Here is a 14,481-nt window from a genome sequence, read left to right as displayed (position 1 = left end):
TTATTTGACTTTTTAAGGTGATATTTATATGAAATTGTATGGCTATTGGCGCTCTTCTGCGGCCTATCGCGTAAGAATTACACTTAATTTGAAGGATATTCCGTACGAAACAATCCCTGTTCATTTGGTTAAGGCTGGGGGAGAACAACATCAAAAAAATTATGTTGATATGAATCCTACTCACCTAGTACCAACCTTAGAAGATAACGGTTTTATTTTAAATCAATCTATCGCTATCATTGATTATCTCGACGCAAAATATCCACAGCCTGCTGTTTACCCTAGCGCTGTACAAGATAAAGCGTTAGTGCAAGCGCTAATGTTTGACATTGCGTGTGAGATACACCCTGTGAATAATTTGCGTGTACAGCAATATCTAGCGAACGAATTAAATTGTTCTGATCAAGATAAACTACGTTGGTCACATCACTGGATGCATTTAGGTTTTACTGCAATTGAAGCAAAATTAAGTAAAACAGCTGGCAGATACTGTTTTGGTGATGATATTACCATCGCTGATATTTGTTTGGTGCCACAAGTATACAACGCGAAGCGCTTCAATCTTGATATGACACCATATCCTTTAATTAATAGTATCACGAATAATTGCAATGAACTGCCTGCATTTAGCCAAGCGTTACCTGAAAACCAAAAAGATGCCGTATAAAAAATTTAGTATTGGCTTGTTTTTAAGACAATTATTTATCGAAATTGCAAGAAAGTGTGAACAATAAACAAATGTTACTTGAAACCTTGGTTAAAAAGCGTTGCAATAGAGAGGGTGTAACCAATGTAAATTTTGTACACTCTTTTTTCATCGAAGTTTTTTAATCAGGGGAAGTATGGATAAATCATCATCTAATCAGTCATCAACACCTTGGCCTCTCGTTATTGGTATTATCATTGTGATTGTGGCAATGCTTTTATGGTTTCTCCTTGATGAACCAACGCAACCGGAGCGTAAGCAACCATCTGAACCTGTTGTGGAAGTTGAACAGCCTGTTGAGCCAGAACCAATACCGCTTCCTGAACCGCCAATCGAACCAGAAGTTGTCGTGCCAGAGCCAGTAGAGCCAATAGCACCTGAACCGACAAAACCTTTATTACCAACGCTTAATGAAAGTGATCAGTGGCTTCAAGAAAAGTTACCTAGCATTACTTGGCGTAAAGAATTGCTTAAACTGGTCATCGACGATGATATGATCCGCCGTTTTGTTGTGTTTACCGATAATTTTTCTCAAGGGTTATTAGCTTACGAACATAGTCCACTAATTAAACCTACTACGTCCTTTTCTGCAAAAGAGATCAACGAAGATGATGAAATAGTTATTAAATGGGATGAAACTACATCAAGACGTTTTAGTTTATATGTAGATTTATTACGCTCGGTAGACACAGACACGTTAGTTTCTTGGTATTTTGAATTAAAACCACTGATTAACGAGGCATATAGAGAACTGGGCTACCCAGAAGAAAATTTCACTGATATTTTACAAGACTCAATTACCAAAGTACTTGATATGGAGATCCCTAAAGAGCGCTTAGAACTTGTTCGCCCAAGTGTGATGTATCAATTTAAAGATGAATCTTACGAAAGCTTGGATGATGCAGAAAAATTAATGTTAAGAATAGGTAAAGAAAACCTATTAGTGATAAAGTCTGTGCTACTAGAAATCAGTGAAAAGTTATCCAGAGCTAGAGAAAATCAAGAAAACGATTAACTTTTAGCCGATCAATCTAGAGTTGATCGGTTGTTCTTGCAACTCAGTGAATGTTTAGCGATAATCCTCGCCGCTATAATAGCATCTATGGTGACCCTTACGGTCCCTTCGCAATGATACTCTGTGAACTCGGCCAGGTCCGGAAGGAAGCAACCGCAGCAGACGACTCATGTGCCGGAGTGTGGCTGTTTGGGTTGCCACCCAAATCCCCATCTGAAATTATAAGCCTAGCATTAATTTCGATGTTGCTTCATAAACTCTAGTGCTTTACTTACTGCAACCTTTACTTTGCTTTCCATTTCAAATCGCTCAGATGCCGGAAGATAGAAAGCCATATCCACTTCATGGCGAATATAACGACATGGCAGTTGATTCAGTACTACACACGTTAAGTCAGCGATAAAATCAGCATCATGTGTCTCTTCTAGTTTTAATGCGGCGAAATGTTGAACAACGAGTTTTTCATAGTAATTGTGAATATCATCAGCAATTTTCATTGTGACCTCAAGATGTTAAAGACTAAAATCTTTATAACCATAGCAAAGCAAACGCCTAAAGCCTAGGGCGTGTTGATCTTTGGTGTACTTTTTTGTAGCAACCTATGTGTGCTGTAAACAATACGCGGTGATTATCGAGTCGTTAACTTACATAGAAAATGATAAGGCAATAGAATCGAGGGAAATATGCAGCCCTAATAGGTGAAATTTAAAACACTTCATTTATAACTGCTGGCTTTCTGTTGGAAGGACTATGCCGTAAGCTAGTGCGATGAACAGCATGTTTTGAATGTCAAGAAAGAGCAGAACACTGTATGCTATTAGCGTTTTTCACTCATTTCAATTTGCCGTTCAATTTTACTGATTGCTTGTCTACAGCGTCCAAGGCGTTGATGAAGCGTTAGGACTTGTTGAGATAAACTTGTTTGGGTAGTTTTGTTAGCGTTATGTAGTTCAATTTCTTTTAGTTCAAGCATCTCCATAAGTCGTCGTTCAAATTCATGTGTTTCTGCTAATTTTTGATGTAAGTGATGCGAAGTGTTTAATACTTGTTTCGCTGCTTTTTTAAAGTACTTAGCACGATTTTTTTGCGTGAACTGCTGTTCTATTTGTTGTTGTCTTCCTTGGGCATGAAAAGCAGTAGTAAGTGCATGTATTTGTTGTTCTATCGTTTTTAACTCATTAAAAACAAAATCATTATGCTCTTGACGATCAATCAATCGTGAAACATGATGAACTTTCTTTTTTACTTCAAGTGAATAGGGGAGATAAGTATCAGCTTGAGAAGTAAATAATGGTGGTGAAAATAACTGTTTAGTATTGTGTTGTTTCGCTTTTTTTGCAGCAAGTCGATCGTCAATTGCCTGCGCTTCTGCGACTAACTGCTTAACAATTGCATCTAGCTTATTAAGCGTATTCAACGTTGGTACACTAACCATTGAACCACGCCTGATAAGCAAGATTTATTGACATTATTATAACAACGGTAATAAAGATAGGACGTATAAACTTTGTGCCAAATTTGATCGCCCAATGCGACCCAACCCAAGAACCAAGCATAATAAACAATCCCATTGATACACCTAGTAAGAAGTTAACATAACCTAAATAAACAAAGGTTAACAAACTGCATAAATTACTCACAAAATTAGTAGACCTAGCAAGCCCACAACTTAAAAGAATATTAATTTTATATAATGCACTTGAGGTCGCTGTCCAAAACGCTCCGGTACCAGGGCCAGCAACACCATCATAAAAGCCTAAGATTAATCCTTGCGTACTTTGTTTAATTTTTAATAATCTATTTTTATGTGGCAATTGGTTGTTTTCATAAACAATGTTTTTTGAAAATAGCGTATAAGCTGCTGTGAACATAATAAGGATAGGTAAAGCTTTATCTAATAAATGCACAGGTAAATAATCTACTACAATTGTGCCTAGAACTGCGCCAATTGCAGTCATGATGATAGATACTCGCCAGAAACTTATATTAAACAATTTCTTTCGATAAAAAGTGATAGATGCGGTGAGTGAACCGAAAGATGCAGCAAGCTTGTTGGTGCCTAATGCAAGATGTGGGGGTAAACCAACGGTTAACAATGCAGGAATGGTTAACATGCCACCCCCGCCCGCAATAGCATCAATTAAACCGGCTAAAAATCCGATACCGCAAAGCATGAGCCAGAGGTTAGGTTCGAGAGCAATTTCCATGAAGATAGGTAAATAACAACAACGTATGTTTCAAAGGCGTAATATTATCACATTAAATTTTTTACCTATATAACCAATCAATACATTTAGTAACTTAACGTTCAGATTTAACAGATCTAAACTGTTCCCTGTAAAGTAGTCGAAACAAAAAAGTAATGACCTTGCTATATTTGTGGTTATAAAGTACGAATAAAAGGCTATTTTTTAAAATAGATAAAGACATAATAGAAATAACGTTTAGGTTTTGTGATGTTTTATAGGATAAGTTCAATAATATCAGAGAGTAAATTAAAACGTAGTCACTATAGTGATAGTCCTTTCGGACACATAATTCATGAATAATTACTTATTATATTTGGATATCGTTACAATTAAATTTGACTTACTACGAATGAATTAGTAAAACATAGGGTAGGCAATATTCTGAAGATATTAGGCGCCTGCTAAATAACACAATTGCAAATGAAACGATAAGTTTTTGTTTGGAAGTTGTTACAAAAAAGAACAATTGGCTTTTTTTTGTTTCAATTTAGCAGACATTTTTAATATGTCAGGTTGACATGAAACATGTCGTTTGGGAATATTGCATGGTTTTATTCTAGAGAAATTAAAACTTAAAAAAATTATTGGGCAAATTTTTGGGATTTGCCTTAACGATGAGATTTGTTATCTACATTCAATAACAATTGGTTGGGAACTATGTCCATATTAAGTAAAAAAAGCCTTATCGCATCAGCGATGGTGGGCTCATTAGCATTGACAGCAAGCACTTTCGCTTCTGCGGATGAATTAACCGAGCTGCAAAAAGCTGAAGCACAAACGTTTAAAAACTCTGCGAGATCGCAAGCTAAAATAAACAATATCTATGAGCAAACGCTTACTTTACTTGCGGAATACCGTAATACAGTAGACGAAGCTGAGATTTTATCGGATTACAACGACCATGTTCAGCGTATGGTTGATGGTCAAAAAGCCAACATTAAATCATTAGAAAAGCAAATTGCAGGTATCGACAAAACTAAGCAAGGCGTTGTACCGCTAATGTATAAGATGATCGATACACTTGATCAATTTATTAATGCAGACATTCCTGTAAATATTGAAGCGCGAAAAGATCGTGTTCAAGGTTTACGTGATGTAATGGACGATTCGAACGTTACCGTTTCAGAGCAATTTCGCTTAGTACTAGAAGCTTTTGAAATTGAAGCTAACTACGGTACTGTATTTGCTGCTTATCAAGGTGAACTTGATTTAGATGGTCAAAAAATTACGGTTGATTTCTTACATATGGGCCGAATCGCATTTGTTGCACAATCGCTTGATATGAAAAATGCATGGGTGTGGAACAACGAAACACGTGCTTGGGAAAAATTAGGTGATGAATACTTGAAGCCTATTACAGACGGCATTCGTATGGCTCGTAACCAGCTAACGAAAGATTTAACTAAGTTACCCGTTTTCGCAGCAGGAGCTAAATAATGAAGAAGATGATTAATTATGTAATGCTTGCTGCGTCAATGACGGCTGGCATGGTAGCGTCTGCAAATGCAAACGACTTACAAAAATTACTTGAACAGGTTAAAAATGACCGTATTTCTGAAGCAAGCATTGATAAAAAGCGTGAAGCTGAATTCACTGCTGCTCGTGCTGACAAACAAGCGTTATTGAATAAAGCAAAAGCGCAGTTAAAAGCTGAGCAAGAGCGTAATAAGCGTTTAACAAAAGAATACGCACAAAATGAAATTACCTTAGCGCAAAAAGCAGTTGAACTTGATACTGCCGAAGGTACGTTAGGTGAAATGTTCGGTGTAAGTCGTGCAGCGGCTGCTGATGCCTATGGTGCAATCTCTACTTCTATCGTAAGTGCTGAGTACCCTGGTCGTGGCGATATATTAAACGAAATCGCAAATGCAAAAGAAATACCTGAGCTAGAACAGCTAGAAGAGTTATGGTTTGCGCTGCAAACTGAAATGACTCAGTCAGGTGAAGTTTCACAATTTACGACTGAAGTGACTAATCTTGACGGTACAAAATCAACAGAAACGATTACCCGTATCGGTACGTTTAACTTAGTGTCAGATAATGGCTACTTAACGTATAATGATGAAGTTGGTCAAGTTCAACCACTTGCTAAACAGCCGGCTGGTTTTATTACTGAAACAGCATCAAGCTTCTTCAACACAACTTCTGGCTATACTGAACTTTATGTTGACCCTTCTCGTGGTGCTATTTTAACGTTAGAAACACGTAAGAAAACGCTTGAAGAGTTCTACCATCAAGGTGGCACTGTTGGTTATGCAATCACTGTATTGTTAATCATTGGTTTACTAATCGCTCTTGAACGTTTAATTGTTCTTGGCAGTGTTAGTTCTAAGATTAAGGCTCAACAGAAGAACTTAGATCAACCTAACGAAAACAATCCGCTTGGTCGTTTATTAGTTGTTTACAACGAAAATAAAAACGCTGATGCTGAAACGTTAGAACTGAAACTTGACGAAGCTATTCTTCGTGAAACACCTAAAGTTGACCGTGGTATTAACCTGATTAAGATGTTCGCAGCGATTGCGCCACTTATGGGTCTTTTAGGTACGGTTATCGGTATGATTTTAACCTTCCAAACAATTACATTGTTCGGTACAGGTGACCCTAAAATCATGGCTGGTAACATCTCTCTTGCCCTTGTAACTACTGCATTAGGTCTAATTGCTGCATTGCCGTTAATTCTAGTTCACAGTGTTGTTGCTGGTCGTAGTAAATCTGTACTTCATAAATTAGACGAGCAAAGCGCTGGTTTAATTGCTGAAATTGCAGAGAAGGAGTCTAAGTAATGTTATTCCTGATAGAACTTATCGAATCTGTCAGGAGTTTTATTGCAACTGGCGGTAACGTTTTATACTTTGTCGCCTTTGCTCTCTTAATGATGTGGATATTAATGATAGAACGTTATTGGTTCTTGGCTTCAACATACCCTAAATTGCGTGAAGAAATTATCGCAAAGTGGGATGCCAGAGCTGATACAACGTCATGGTACGCACATCGTATTAGAGATACATGGATCTCCGAAGCGGCAGAGTTACTAGAACGTAACATGATTACGATTAAAACCTTAGTGGCAATGTGTCCACTAATCGGATTACTAGGTACAGTTACCGGTATGATTTCAGTGTTTGAAACCATGGCTCAACAAGGTACAGGTAATCCGCGTCTAATGGCTTCTGGTATTTCAATGGCAACTATTCCGACAATGGCGGGTATGGTTGCAGCATTATCAGGTGTATTTTTTAGCAGCCGTTTAGATGCAAAAGTTAAACTAGCAAAGGCAAAACTGGTTGACAGTTTACCTCACCACTAGAGAGAGATTAGAATGGCACGTAAACGTATTCGTGAAGATGAAGACGCAGCTATAGATATGACGCCGATGCTAGACATCGTCTTCATTATGCTGATCTTCTTCATCGTGACCACTTCTTTTATAAAAGAAGCAGGTATTGAAGTTAATAAACCGAAGGCAGCTAATCAAACCAGACAAAAGTCAGCTAACATTTTTATTGCTGTTAGAGATTCTGGTGAAATTTGGTTAGATAAGCGTCGTGTGGATGTCGAACGTGTTGCCGCTAATATTGAAAAACTATTAGCAGAGCAACCGAGTGATGTAGTAATTGTTCAAGCTGACAAAAACGCTAAACACGGTGTTGTTGTCAAAGTAATGGACGCGATTAAAGAAGCAGGCATCGACCGTATCTCCATCGCTGCAGCTAGGGGGTAAGTTTATGATTCGCTTTTTAGTATCAATACTACTAGGCGCAGCGGTTACTTTTGCATTGTTCGCTTTTATGGCTTATTTGATCTCTAGCACAGATCGAAGAGAAGAAGAAAAGTTAGAACACATTGTTGTTGAAGTAAACACTACGCCACCTGAGTCAAAGGCTCAATCAAGACAACGTGTACCGCCGCCGCCGCCGCCGCCGCCTAAACAGCCGCCTAAGCCGCAGGCTCCAGAGCCAGAAACAAGCACTGACTCTGGTGGTTTAAGTTTTAATTTACCAGGCATACAACTTGCTGGTGCAAACACTAACATTGCAGCACCTGGTGCAGGCTTTGGACGTGATGGTGATGCCGCTCCTATTGTGCGTATTAATCCTAAATATCCAATGCAAGCAGCGCGAGATGGTATTGAAGGCTGGGTAATTTTATCATTTACTATCAATGAAATTGGTGGTGTTGAAGATGTTGAAGTTATCGATGCTGAACCTAAACGTGTTTTCAATAAAGAAGCACGTCGCGCATTGAGAAAGTGGAAGTACAAGCCTAAAGTTGTAGATGGTAAACCAATTAAACAACCTGGTTTAACTGTACAGTTAGACTTTAAAATGGATGGGGGTCAATAATCATGCACAAGATAACTAAATCTTTAATGTTATTCGCTTCTATTGCGTTAGTGCAGCTTCCTACGTCTTATGATGTACAAGCTGCTGAGCAAAAGTCTGAAAAGCCGAAGCGAAAAACGCAATTGGTTGGGCAGTCTGTTGGTAAAAAAATTGGTAAGGCTTTCGAATTATATACAGCTGACGATGTTCAAGGTGCTTTAACAACGTTATTAGAAATTAACGCGAAGAAAGACTATGACAAGGCATATTTAGCACGATTTATCGCTAATATGTACGCGACGTTAGGTGAACCACAGAAAGCAATAGACTATCTTAAGCAAGCAGTTGAACCTGACATTCTCAATGAGTCTGATCATGGCGATGCACTTAAGTTATTAGCGGATCTTCAAATGCAAGAACAAGCATATGCAGACGCGCTAAAAAATTATGAAGCTTGGATGGACTTTACCGGTAAGTCTGACGGTGATACGTGGGTTAAAATTTCGAACGCGCAGTATCAACTTAAGCGTTTAGATAAAATGATCACGCCGGCGGATAACGCAATTGCTGCTTACGGTGACAAGCACAATAAAAACCCGTATTTATTAAAACTTACTTCATATTACGAACGTAAGAAATATAAAGATGCGGTCGAAGTGCTTGAAACAGCGGTGCAATTGTTCCCAACAGAGAAAGCTTTCTGGACACAACTCGGTAACTTTTATTTGCTAACGGAAGATTATAAGCGTGGCATGGCTACACTTGATCTTGCTTATAAGCAAGGCTTTTTAGAGAAAGAGTCACATCTTAAAACACTTGCAAGTTTATATTCTCAAAATAATATCCCGCACAAAGCGGCGAGAATTTTAGAGAAGCATATCAACTCAGGTGAAATAAAGCGTGATGATCAGAACCTATTCTCACTAGCTAATGCATACCATGCTGCTCAAGAAATTGATACCGCAGCTAAATATTTTAGCGAACTTGCAAAGATGACTAATGAATCTAAGCATTACGCTAAATTAGGTACGTTACTTGCTCAGGATGAACAGTTTAAAAAAGCTATTGTAGCACTGAACAAAGCGTTAGATTTAGGTGCTAGTAACAAAGGCCGTTTGAATATGAGCTTGGCTGAGGCACATTTTTATTTAGGACAGTACAAACAAGCCTATGCTGCAGTTAAGCTTGCAGAAAAGGATCCTAAAACACGTAAAAGTGCGAGAGGTTGGGTAACGTATATCAAAGATACTGCACAACGAAAAGGCAAAGCTATTTAATAGCATGTTGTTGTCTTCATTTAAAAAACCAGCCTAGTGGCTGGTTTTTTTATCCCTGTAATTTTTATGCGAATAGGTATTACTATGATCTAGATCAAAAAAGGCTATCTAATTTGGTTAAAATTCGCTAGAATTCGCGCCGTTCATTTTGTAGTTTAGTAGGAAGTGTAAGATGTCACATAATGAAAATTTCAAAGATAGCTCATCAAAGCGCCATTTATTTGCTGCCATAACTGTCATGTTTGCCGCACCGCTATTACCTATGTTAATGGGTTGGTTTACCGTTTTAAGCTAGTTTTCACTGAACTAAGAAAATATATGCAAATTTTAATTGTTGATGATAAACCTGTTGTACTAGAACAACTACGTACGTTACTGGCTGACTATCCGTGTGAAATTGATAGTGCTGGTAATGGCTTAGATGCTCTTGAAAAAGCTCAAAAAAAGCAATACGACCTGTTTATCGTAGATCATTTGATGCCCGTTATGAATGGTCTTCAATTGGTCAAAAACTTAGATAAAAAACAATTGTTAGCTAACGCCACGTTATTATTCATGACAACACAAGGCGCAACTGCTGCTAACATGACAGCTGAGTCTTCACTCTTCGATCAACTGATCGAAAAGCCCATTAACGTTGATTTATTCAATCAGGTTATTGAGCCGCTTTTCTCACAAATTAACCCGATAAGATCTATATCAAATTAGTCGTTTTTCTATTATTCTATTAGCTAAAGAAAATCTTTAAGAAAACAGATTAATAGTAAGTATGACAAACTCTCAAAAAGCGTTATTAGAAAGCGCAGTACACACTATCCCTGATTACCCTAAAAAAGGCATTATGTTCCGAGATGTTACTGGAATATTAGATAATGCAGAGGCATTTAACTTAACCATAGATTTATTCGTTGAAAAATATCGTGACTGTGGATTTACGAAAGTTATTGGTACAGAAGCGCGTGGTTTTTTATTTGGTGCTCCTCTAGCGTTGCGTTTAGGAGTTGGTTTTGTTCCGGTAAGAAAACCAGGTAAATTACCAAGGGCGACTTTTTCACAAGAATATCAATTAGAGTATGGTACGGATATTTTAGAGATACACCAAGACGCGTTAGTCCCTGAGGATAAAGTATTAGTTGTTGATGACTTATTAGCAACAGGTGGTACTATCGAAGCAACATATCAACTGATCCGCCGCATTGGTGCCAAAGTAACAGATGCAGCGTTCGTTATTTCATTGCCTGATTTAGGTGGTGAGAAGAAACTTGAAGCGTTAGGGTTAGCGGTACACTCTTTATTAGCATATGAAGGCGATTAAATAAGTCATGAGTTATCAAGTCTTAGCAAGAAAATGGCGTCCGAAAAACTTTGCTCAATTAATGGGGCAAGAGCATGTGGTGGCGGTTTTATCTAATGCGTTGCAGCAGCAAAGACTACATCATGCTTATTTATTTACGGGTACTAGAGGTGTAGGCAAAACAACGATAGCGAGAATTTTTGCTAAAAGCTTAAATTGTGCTGAGGGTGTAACAGCTCATCCTTGTGGGCAATGTGATGTATGTGAAGATATTGATCTTGGCCGTTTTGTTGATTTAATTGAAATTGATGCAGCTTCTCGTACTAAAGTAGATGACACCCGTGAAATACTAGATAATGTGCAATATGCACCTACAAGAGGCCGTTATAAGGTATATTTAATAGATGAAGTGCATATGCTCTCACGTAGTAGTTTTAATGCCTTACTTAAGACCTTAGAAGAACCACCTGAGCATGTTAAGTTTATTCTAGCCACCACTGACCCTCAAAAATTACCTATTACGGTTCTTTCAAGGTGTCTTCAATTTCACCTTAAGGCGTTAACAGTCAACCAAATAGAACAAAAACTTTCGGAAATTTTACAGTCAGAAAACGTCCCAATAGATCCACAAGCACTGAACCTACTTGCAAAAGCAGCTAGAGGCAGTATGCGTGATTCATTGAGTTTAACGGATCAAGCAATAGCGCAGGGTAATGGTGAAATTATTGCTGCTAATGTTCAACAAATGCTCGGTGGTGTTGATCATAATTGGGTGTTTAAAATACTAATAGCCCTGATTAAAAGTGACAGTAAAGCGTTAATGAACCTCTCATTGGAAATCGCTTCATATTCTCCTAATTATGGCCGTTTACTTGCTGAATTAATACAGTTGTTACATCAAGTTGCGATTACTCAAGTGGTTGGTAAGCATTTTGATTTATCGCCAGAACATAACGTGCTCGTTGAAAAGTTTTGCCAAGCAATGTCGCCTGAAGATGTACAGTTGTATTATCAAATTGCATTAGCGGGTCGTAAAGACTTACCTTATGCTGCTGACGAACAAGCAGCCTTTGACATGGTATTATTACGATTACTCGCCTTTAAACCACAAACGCATGCTGAAAATGTCTCAGTAACTGAAACAATTGATAATAAGGTCAGCTTTGATGAGATCCGTTTTTCTGAAGTTGAATTATCAACTGATATACGGTCAGGAGCTAATAAGGTAGAACAAACGGAAAAGGCTGCTCAAGAAATCATGCCATCGGCGGAAGAAGGTGACAATTGTGCTGTTAATGAAGAGACGCTCACAACTCAAATGACCGAGCTGGAATTAACAGCAGCTAGTTTGCGTGAAGATACAATACCCGCAGATTCCTCAAACGACGTTGTTGCTCAAAAAGATTGTACGGTTGTTGAACAACCTACAGCGCCTAATGAGCATACAACGATTGAAAATGCACTTGATACGCAGCAATCTGAAAGCACTACAGAAACTTCAAATATGCCGTCAGCAACGGTGGCTGATGAACTGGGGCAAGTAGCAATACCAGAAATTGCACAGGTATTAGCACGTCGAAATATGCTGAGAAGTCAAAAACAAGCGCTGGAGAATACTGAAAAAAAGTCTGATGACGCCGCAACGCGTCAAGAAACAACTGCAGTTGCTAATGTTGCAAAAAATAAGATCAAGCAAGTACCTGATATTGAAACGATCCCTGAACAACCTTTTATTGAACAGGCGATTGATCCAAGTATTATAAAAAAAGCTAATCAAGTTGATAAATGGGCGAACATGATTGACGCTATGGCATTAAATGGTCGGTTACGTCAATTAGCATTAAATGCAACGATTAATGAAAACACGAACGAAGAAAGTTTAGTGTTGTCGTTAAATCAATCAACAAAGCATCTGAAATCAGATGCAGCCATGACACAGCTCAATCAGTTTGTTTCAGAGTACTTTGGTAAAACAACAAGGGTAGAAGTTGTTATTGTTGATGAAACCAATGATGATCCTGCACAAATACAACAAAAAATTAATGATAAACGTTACGAGTATGCGAAAACACTATTAAAAGAAGATGATCTCGTTATTGCGATGCAAGAGACTTTTCAAGCAGAGTTGAATGAAGATACGATAGAAGCAAGGTAGAAGCTTGAATTTTTGTTCGTAAGCCCCTATCTTTGGCATAAGTGTTAATTGGAGAAAAGTATGATGAAAGGCGGAATGGGCAACATAATGAAACAAGCCCAACAAATGCAAGCAAAAATGCAGAAAATGCAAGAAGAGCTCGCAAATATGGAAGTGACTGGTGAGTCTGGTGCAGGTATGGTAAAAGTCACCATGACAGGTAGCCATAGTGTTCGTCGTGTAGAGATCGATGAGAGCCTTCTAGAAGATGATAAAGAAATGGTGGAAGACTTAGTTGCCGCTGCAATTAATGATGCTGTAAGACGCGTTGAAGAGCAAAATAAAGAAAAGATGGGCTCTGTCACAGGTGGTATGCAAATGCCTCCAGGGATGAAGATGCCGTTTTAATTAATCAGAATAAAGAGAAAAGCCGACTTTCAGTCGGCTTTTTTGGGTGTGAGTATTAGTTAACCTGAGCTCGGGATAACAACTTACTTTCTAGCAGTTGTTTTTCCTTATTACTGCGTTAAATTTATTTGCAATAGACAAGTTATTACCGCACAAATTTGCCTTGCACTAAGAAAAAGCTCCGTGCTAGAACAGTGTGATAAATAAAAAGATTACCGTTTCAGTTGATTAGCTAACTTCTTATCCCAGGCTCAGGTTAGTTACCATTTTTTCTTAGGTTGAAAAAGTAAGTCTAAATCATCTTCCTCTGCTTTTGCTTTTTTAGCAGCATCTGCCGCATTTGAGTTTTTCAGCGCATCAGTGATTAACTCAAGTTGCTCTTGAATTTCTTCGCGTTTTTTTATGGTGTATTCAGTTTGATGCGGGTGTTCGGTTAATGTTTGTATCGCTTTTTCATAATATTGACGGGCTGAACCAAGCATTTCTTTACCATGTGCTTGAGACCCACGCTTATACAGACTTTCGATATTAATGCGAAGTTGCATTGCATCAAGCTTTTGATCTTCATGCATAAATGTTTGGGCATCTAAAGCACCCTTCGCTTGTTCAGATTTTAATGTAACTCTCAATTTCTTGATCGTTTGTAAGATGACCACTAGTTGTTGTTCGTTATCGGGTAATATAAAGGTATCATCTGTGGTTTGTGAGGCTAAATCTTCCGAGGCTGAAAGTCTTGCTTCCATTTCATTGATTCTATTTTTTATCCCTTTTAGCTCTGGTATTATTTGTGCCATTGCTTTCGCTGCATTTAAGCTTCGACGGTTGAGTATTTCAACAACCTTTGGGTTGGTAGGTAAGTGTGAAAGATTAAGAATCAACTCTTCTGTTTCATCAATAATAGCTTTTTGTTTGGCTGCTTTAGCTCGTTTATCTTGTTCTTGTTTTTCTTTGTGTTGTTGCACAGCATTCACAAAAACAACAATGATCACAAGTGCGATAACTAAGCCTATAATAATACCCATATTTTGTTTCTCAACTGATATTGCTACGATAACTTTTCTCAGTCTACAAAA

Annotated in this window: 17 protein-coding genes and 1 other RNA gene; 14 read left to right on the top strand and 4 right to left on the bottom strand. The window is 38.1% G+C overall.

The window, feature by feature from the left end:
* Positions 1–28: 28 nt before the first annotated feature.
* From maiA to ffs, 3 genes are all read left to right on the top strand, one after another.
* A complete protein-coding gene (gene maiA, locus BI291_RS14180; protein WP_074499430.1) occupies positions 29–667 on the top strand; it encodes a maleylacetoacetate isomerase in 639 nt (212 codons plus the stop codon).
* A gap of 175 nt (positions 668–842) precedes the next feature.
* The gene (locus BI291_RS14175) at positions 843–1,721 is read left to right on the top strand and encodes a DUF3014 domain-containing protein (RefSeq protein ID WP_074499429.1); all 879 of its coding nucleotides are present in this window, start codon (positions 843–845) and stop codon (positions 1,719–1,721) included.
* 97 nt (positions 1,722–1,818) lie between these two features.
* Positions 1,819–1,915: signal recognition particle sRNA small type (gene ffs / locus BI291_RS14170), an RNA gene on the top strand.
* A 39-nt stretch (positions 1,916–1,954) separates the two neighbouring features.
* Here ffs and BI291_RS14165 read toward each other — a convergent pair.
* The 3 genes from BI291_RS14165 to BI291_RS14155 form a co-directional block, all read right to left on the bottom strand.
* A complete protein-coding gene (locus BI291_RS14165) occupies positions 1,955–2,218 on the bottom strand; it encodes a late competence development ComFB family protein (protein WP_074499428.1) in 264 nt (87 codons plus the stop codon).
* A gap of 320 nt (positions 2,219–2,538) precedes the next feature.
* Positions 2,539–3,156 (bottom strand): primosomal replication protein PriC, encoded by a 618-nt coding sequence (gene priC / locus BI291_RS14160; RefSeq protein ID WP_074499427.1) that lies wholly within the window; start codon positions 3,154–3,156, stop codon positions 2,539–2,541.
* Complete coding sequence (locus BI291_RS14155) at positions 3,149–3,928, bottom strand: TSUP family transporter (protein ID WP_074499426.1); 780 nt, start codon at positions 3,926–3,928, stop codon at positions 3,149–3,151. The genes priC and BI291_RS14155 overlap by 8 nt, the downstream gene beginning before the upstream one ends.
* Positions 3,929–4,627: 699 nt before the next feature.
* Here BI291_RS14155 and BI291_RS14150 point away from each other — a divergent pair.
* From BI291_RS14150 to BI291_RS14105, 11 genes are all read left to right on the top strand, one after another.
* Entirely contained in the window at positions 4,628–5,407 is a 780-nt protein-coding gene (locus BI291_RS14150) for a DUF3450 domain-containing protein (RefSeq protein ID WP_074499425.1), read from the top strand.
* Positions 5,407–6,756 carry a MotA/TolQ/ExbB proton channel family protein gene (locus tag BI291_RS14145; protein WP_074499424.1) on the top strand — a complete coding sequence of 450 codons (1,350 nt, stop codon included), beginning with the start codon at positions 5,407–5,409 and terminating at the stop codon, positions 6,754–6,756. The genes BI291_RS14150 and BI291_RS14145 overlap by 1 nt, the downstream gene beginning before the upstream one ends.
* Entirely contained in the window at positions 6,756–7,280 is a 525-nt protein-coding gene (locus tag BI291_RS14140; RefSeq protein ID WP_074499423.1) for a MotA/TolQ/ExbB proton channel family protein, read from the top strand. The genes BI291_RS14145 and BI291_RS14140 overlap by 1 nt, the downstream gene beginning before the upstream one ends.
* A 12-nt stretch (positions 7,281–7,292) precedes the next feature.
* Positions 7,293–7,694: a biopolymer transporter ExbD gene (locus BI291_RS14135; RefSeq protein ID WP_074499422.1), complete on the top strand. Its 402-nt coding sequence runs from the start codon at positions 7,293–7,295 to the stop codon at positions 7,692–7,694.
* A gap of 4 nt (positions 7,695–7,698) precedes the next feature.
* Complete coding sequence (locus BI291_RS14130; protein ID WP_074499421.1) at positions 7,699–8,316, top strand: energy transducer TonB; 618 nt, start codon at positions 7,699–7,701, stop codon at positions 8,314–8,316.
* Positions 8,317–8,318: 2 nt separating this feature from the next.
* Positions 8,319–9,572, top strand: a complete 1,254-nt coding sequence (locus tag BI291_RS14125) for a tetratricopeptide repeat protein (RefSeq protein WP_074499420.1) — start codon at positions 8,319–8,321, stop codon at positions 9,570–9,572.
* Between the two features lie 172 nt (positions 9,573–9,744).
* Complete coding sequence (locus tag BI291_RS18695; RefSeq protein WP_286271976.1) at positions 9,745–9,867, top strand: hypothetical protein; 123 nt, start codon at positions 9,745–9,747, stop codon at positions 9,865–9,867.
* 23 nt (positions 9,868–9,890) lie between these two features.
* Positions 9,891–10,280, top strand: coding sequence for a response regulator (locus BI291_RS14120; RefSeq protein ID WP_074499419.1), 390 nt, complete (start codon positions 9,891–9,893; stop codon positions 10,278–10,280).
* A 61-nt stretch (positions 10,281–10,341) separates the two neighbouring features.
* Positions 10,342–10,887: an adenine phosphoribosyltransferase gene (gene apt, locus BI291_RS14115; protein WP_074499418.1), complete on the top strand. Its 546-nt coding sequence runs from the start codon at positions 10,342–10,344 to the stop codon at positions 10,885–10,887.
* A 7-nt stretch (positions 10,888–10,894) separates the two neighbouring features.
* A complete protein-coding gene (gene dnaX / locus BI291_RS14110; protein ID WP_074499417.1) occupies positions 10,895–13,021 on the top strand; it encodes a DNA polymerase III subunit gamma/tau in 2,127 nt (708 codons plus the stop codon).
* A gap of 60 nt (positions 13,022–13,081) precedes the next feature.
* Positions 13,082–13,408 (top strand): YbaB/EbfC family nucleoid-associated protein, encoded by a 327-nt coding sequence (locus BI291_RS14105; RefSeq protein WP_074499416.1) that lies wholly within the window; start codon positions 13,082–13,084, stop codon positions 13,406–13,408.
* Positions 13,409–13,668: 260 nt separating this feature from the next.
* Here BI291_RS14105 and BI291_RS14100 read toward each other — a convergent pair whose 3' ends face one another.
* A complete protein-coding gene (locus BI291_RS14100; protein WP_074499415.1) occupies positions 13,669–14,430 on the bottom strand; it encodes a hypothetical protein in 762 nt (253 codons plus the stop codon).
* Positions 14,431–14,481 lie beyond the last annotated feature (51 nt).

Origin of the sequence: Thalassotalea sp. PP2-459 (genome assembly GCF_001913705.1) — a bacterium.
GTDB lineage: Bacteria > Pseudomonadota > Gammaproteobacteria > Enterobacterales > Alteromonadaceae > Thalassotalea_C > Thalassotalea_C hakodatensis.
The sequence above is the reverse complement of the archived record's forward strand: the minus strand, read 5'-3'. Positions and strand labels throughout refer to the sequence as shown.

Bases quoted from the DNA above. Each gene is read 5' to 3' on its own strand.
- maiA (WP_074499430.1), top strand. From the start codon at position 29: ATGAAATTGTATGGCTATTGGCGCTCTTCTGCGGCCTATCGCGTAAGA.
- BI291_RS14175 (WP_074499429.1), top strand. From the start codon at position 843: ATGGATAAATCATCATCTAATCAGTCATCAACACCTTGGCCTCTCGTT.
- BI291_RS14165 (WP_074499428.1), bottom strand. From the start codon at position 2,218: ATGAAAATTGCTGATGATATTCACAATTACTATGAAAAACTCGTTGTT.
- priC (WP_074499427.1), bottom strand. From the start codon at position 3,156: ATGGTTAGTGTACCAACGTTGAATACGCTTAATAAGCTAGATGCAATT.
- BI291_RS14155 (WP_074499426.1), bottom strand. From the start codon at position 3,928: ATGGAAATTGCTCTCGAACCTAACCTCTGGCTCATGCTTTGCGGTATC.
- BI291_RS14150 (WP_074499425.1), top strand. From the start codon at position 4,628: ATGTCCATATTAAGTAAAAAAAGCCTTATCGCATCAGCGATGGTGGGC.
- BI291_RS14145 (WP_074499424.1), top strand. From the start codon at position 5,407: ATGAAGAAGATGATTAATTATGTAATGCTTGCTGCGTCAATGACGGCT.
- BI291_RS14140 (WP_074499423.1), top strand. From the start codon at position 6,756: ATGTTATTCCTGATAGAACTTATCGAATCTGTCAGGAGTTTTATTGCA.
- BI291_RS14135 (WP_074499422.1), top strand. From the start codon at position 7,293: ATGGCACGTAAACGTATTCGTGAAGATGAAGACGCAGCTATAGATATG.
- BI291_RS14130 (WP_074499421.1), top strand. From the start codon at position 7,699: ATGATTCGCTTTTTAGTATCAATACTACTAGGCGCAGCGGTTACTTTT.
- BI291_RS14125 (WP_074499420.1), top strand. From the start codon at position 8,319: ATGCACAAGATAACTAAATCTTTAATGTTATTCGCTTCTATTGCGTTA.
- BI291_RS18695 (WP_286271976.1), top strand. From the start codon at position 9,745: ATGTCACATAATGAAAATTTCAAAGATAGCTCATCAAAGCGCCATTTA.
- BI291_RS14120 (WP_074499419.1), top strand. From the start codon at position 9,891: ATGCAAATTTTAATTGTTGATGATAAACCTGTTGTACTAGAACAACTA.
- apt (WP_074499418.1), top strand. From the start codon at position 10,342: ATGACAAACTCTCAAAAAGCGTTATTAGAAAGCGCAGTACACACTATC.
- dnaX (WP_074499417.1), top strand. From the start codon at position 10,895: ATGAGTTATCAAGTCTTAGCAAGAAAATGGCGTCCGAAAAACTTTGCT.
- BI291_RS14105 (WP_074499416.1), top strand. From the start codon at position 13,082: ATGATGAAAGGCGGAATGGGCAACATAATGAAACAAGCCCAACAAATG.
- BI291_RS14100 (WP_074499415.1), bottom strand. From the start codon at position 14,430: ATGGGTATTATTATAGGCTTAGTTATCGCACTTGTGATCATTGTTGTT.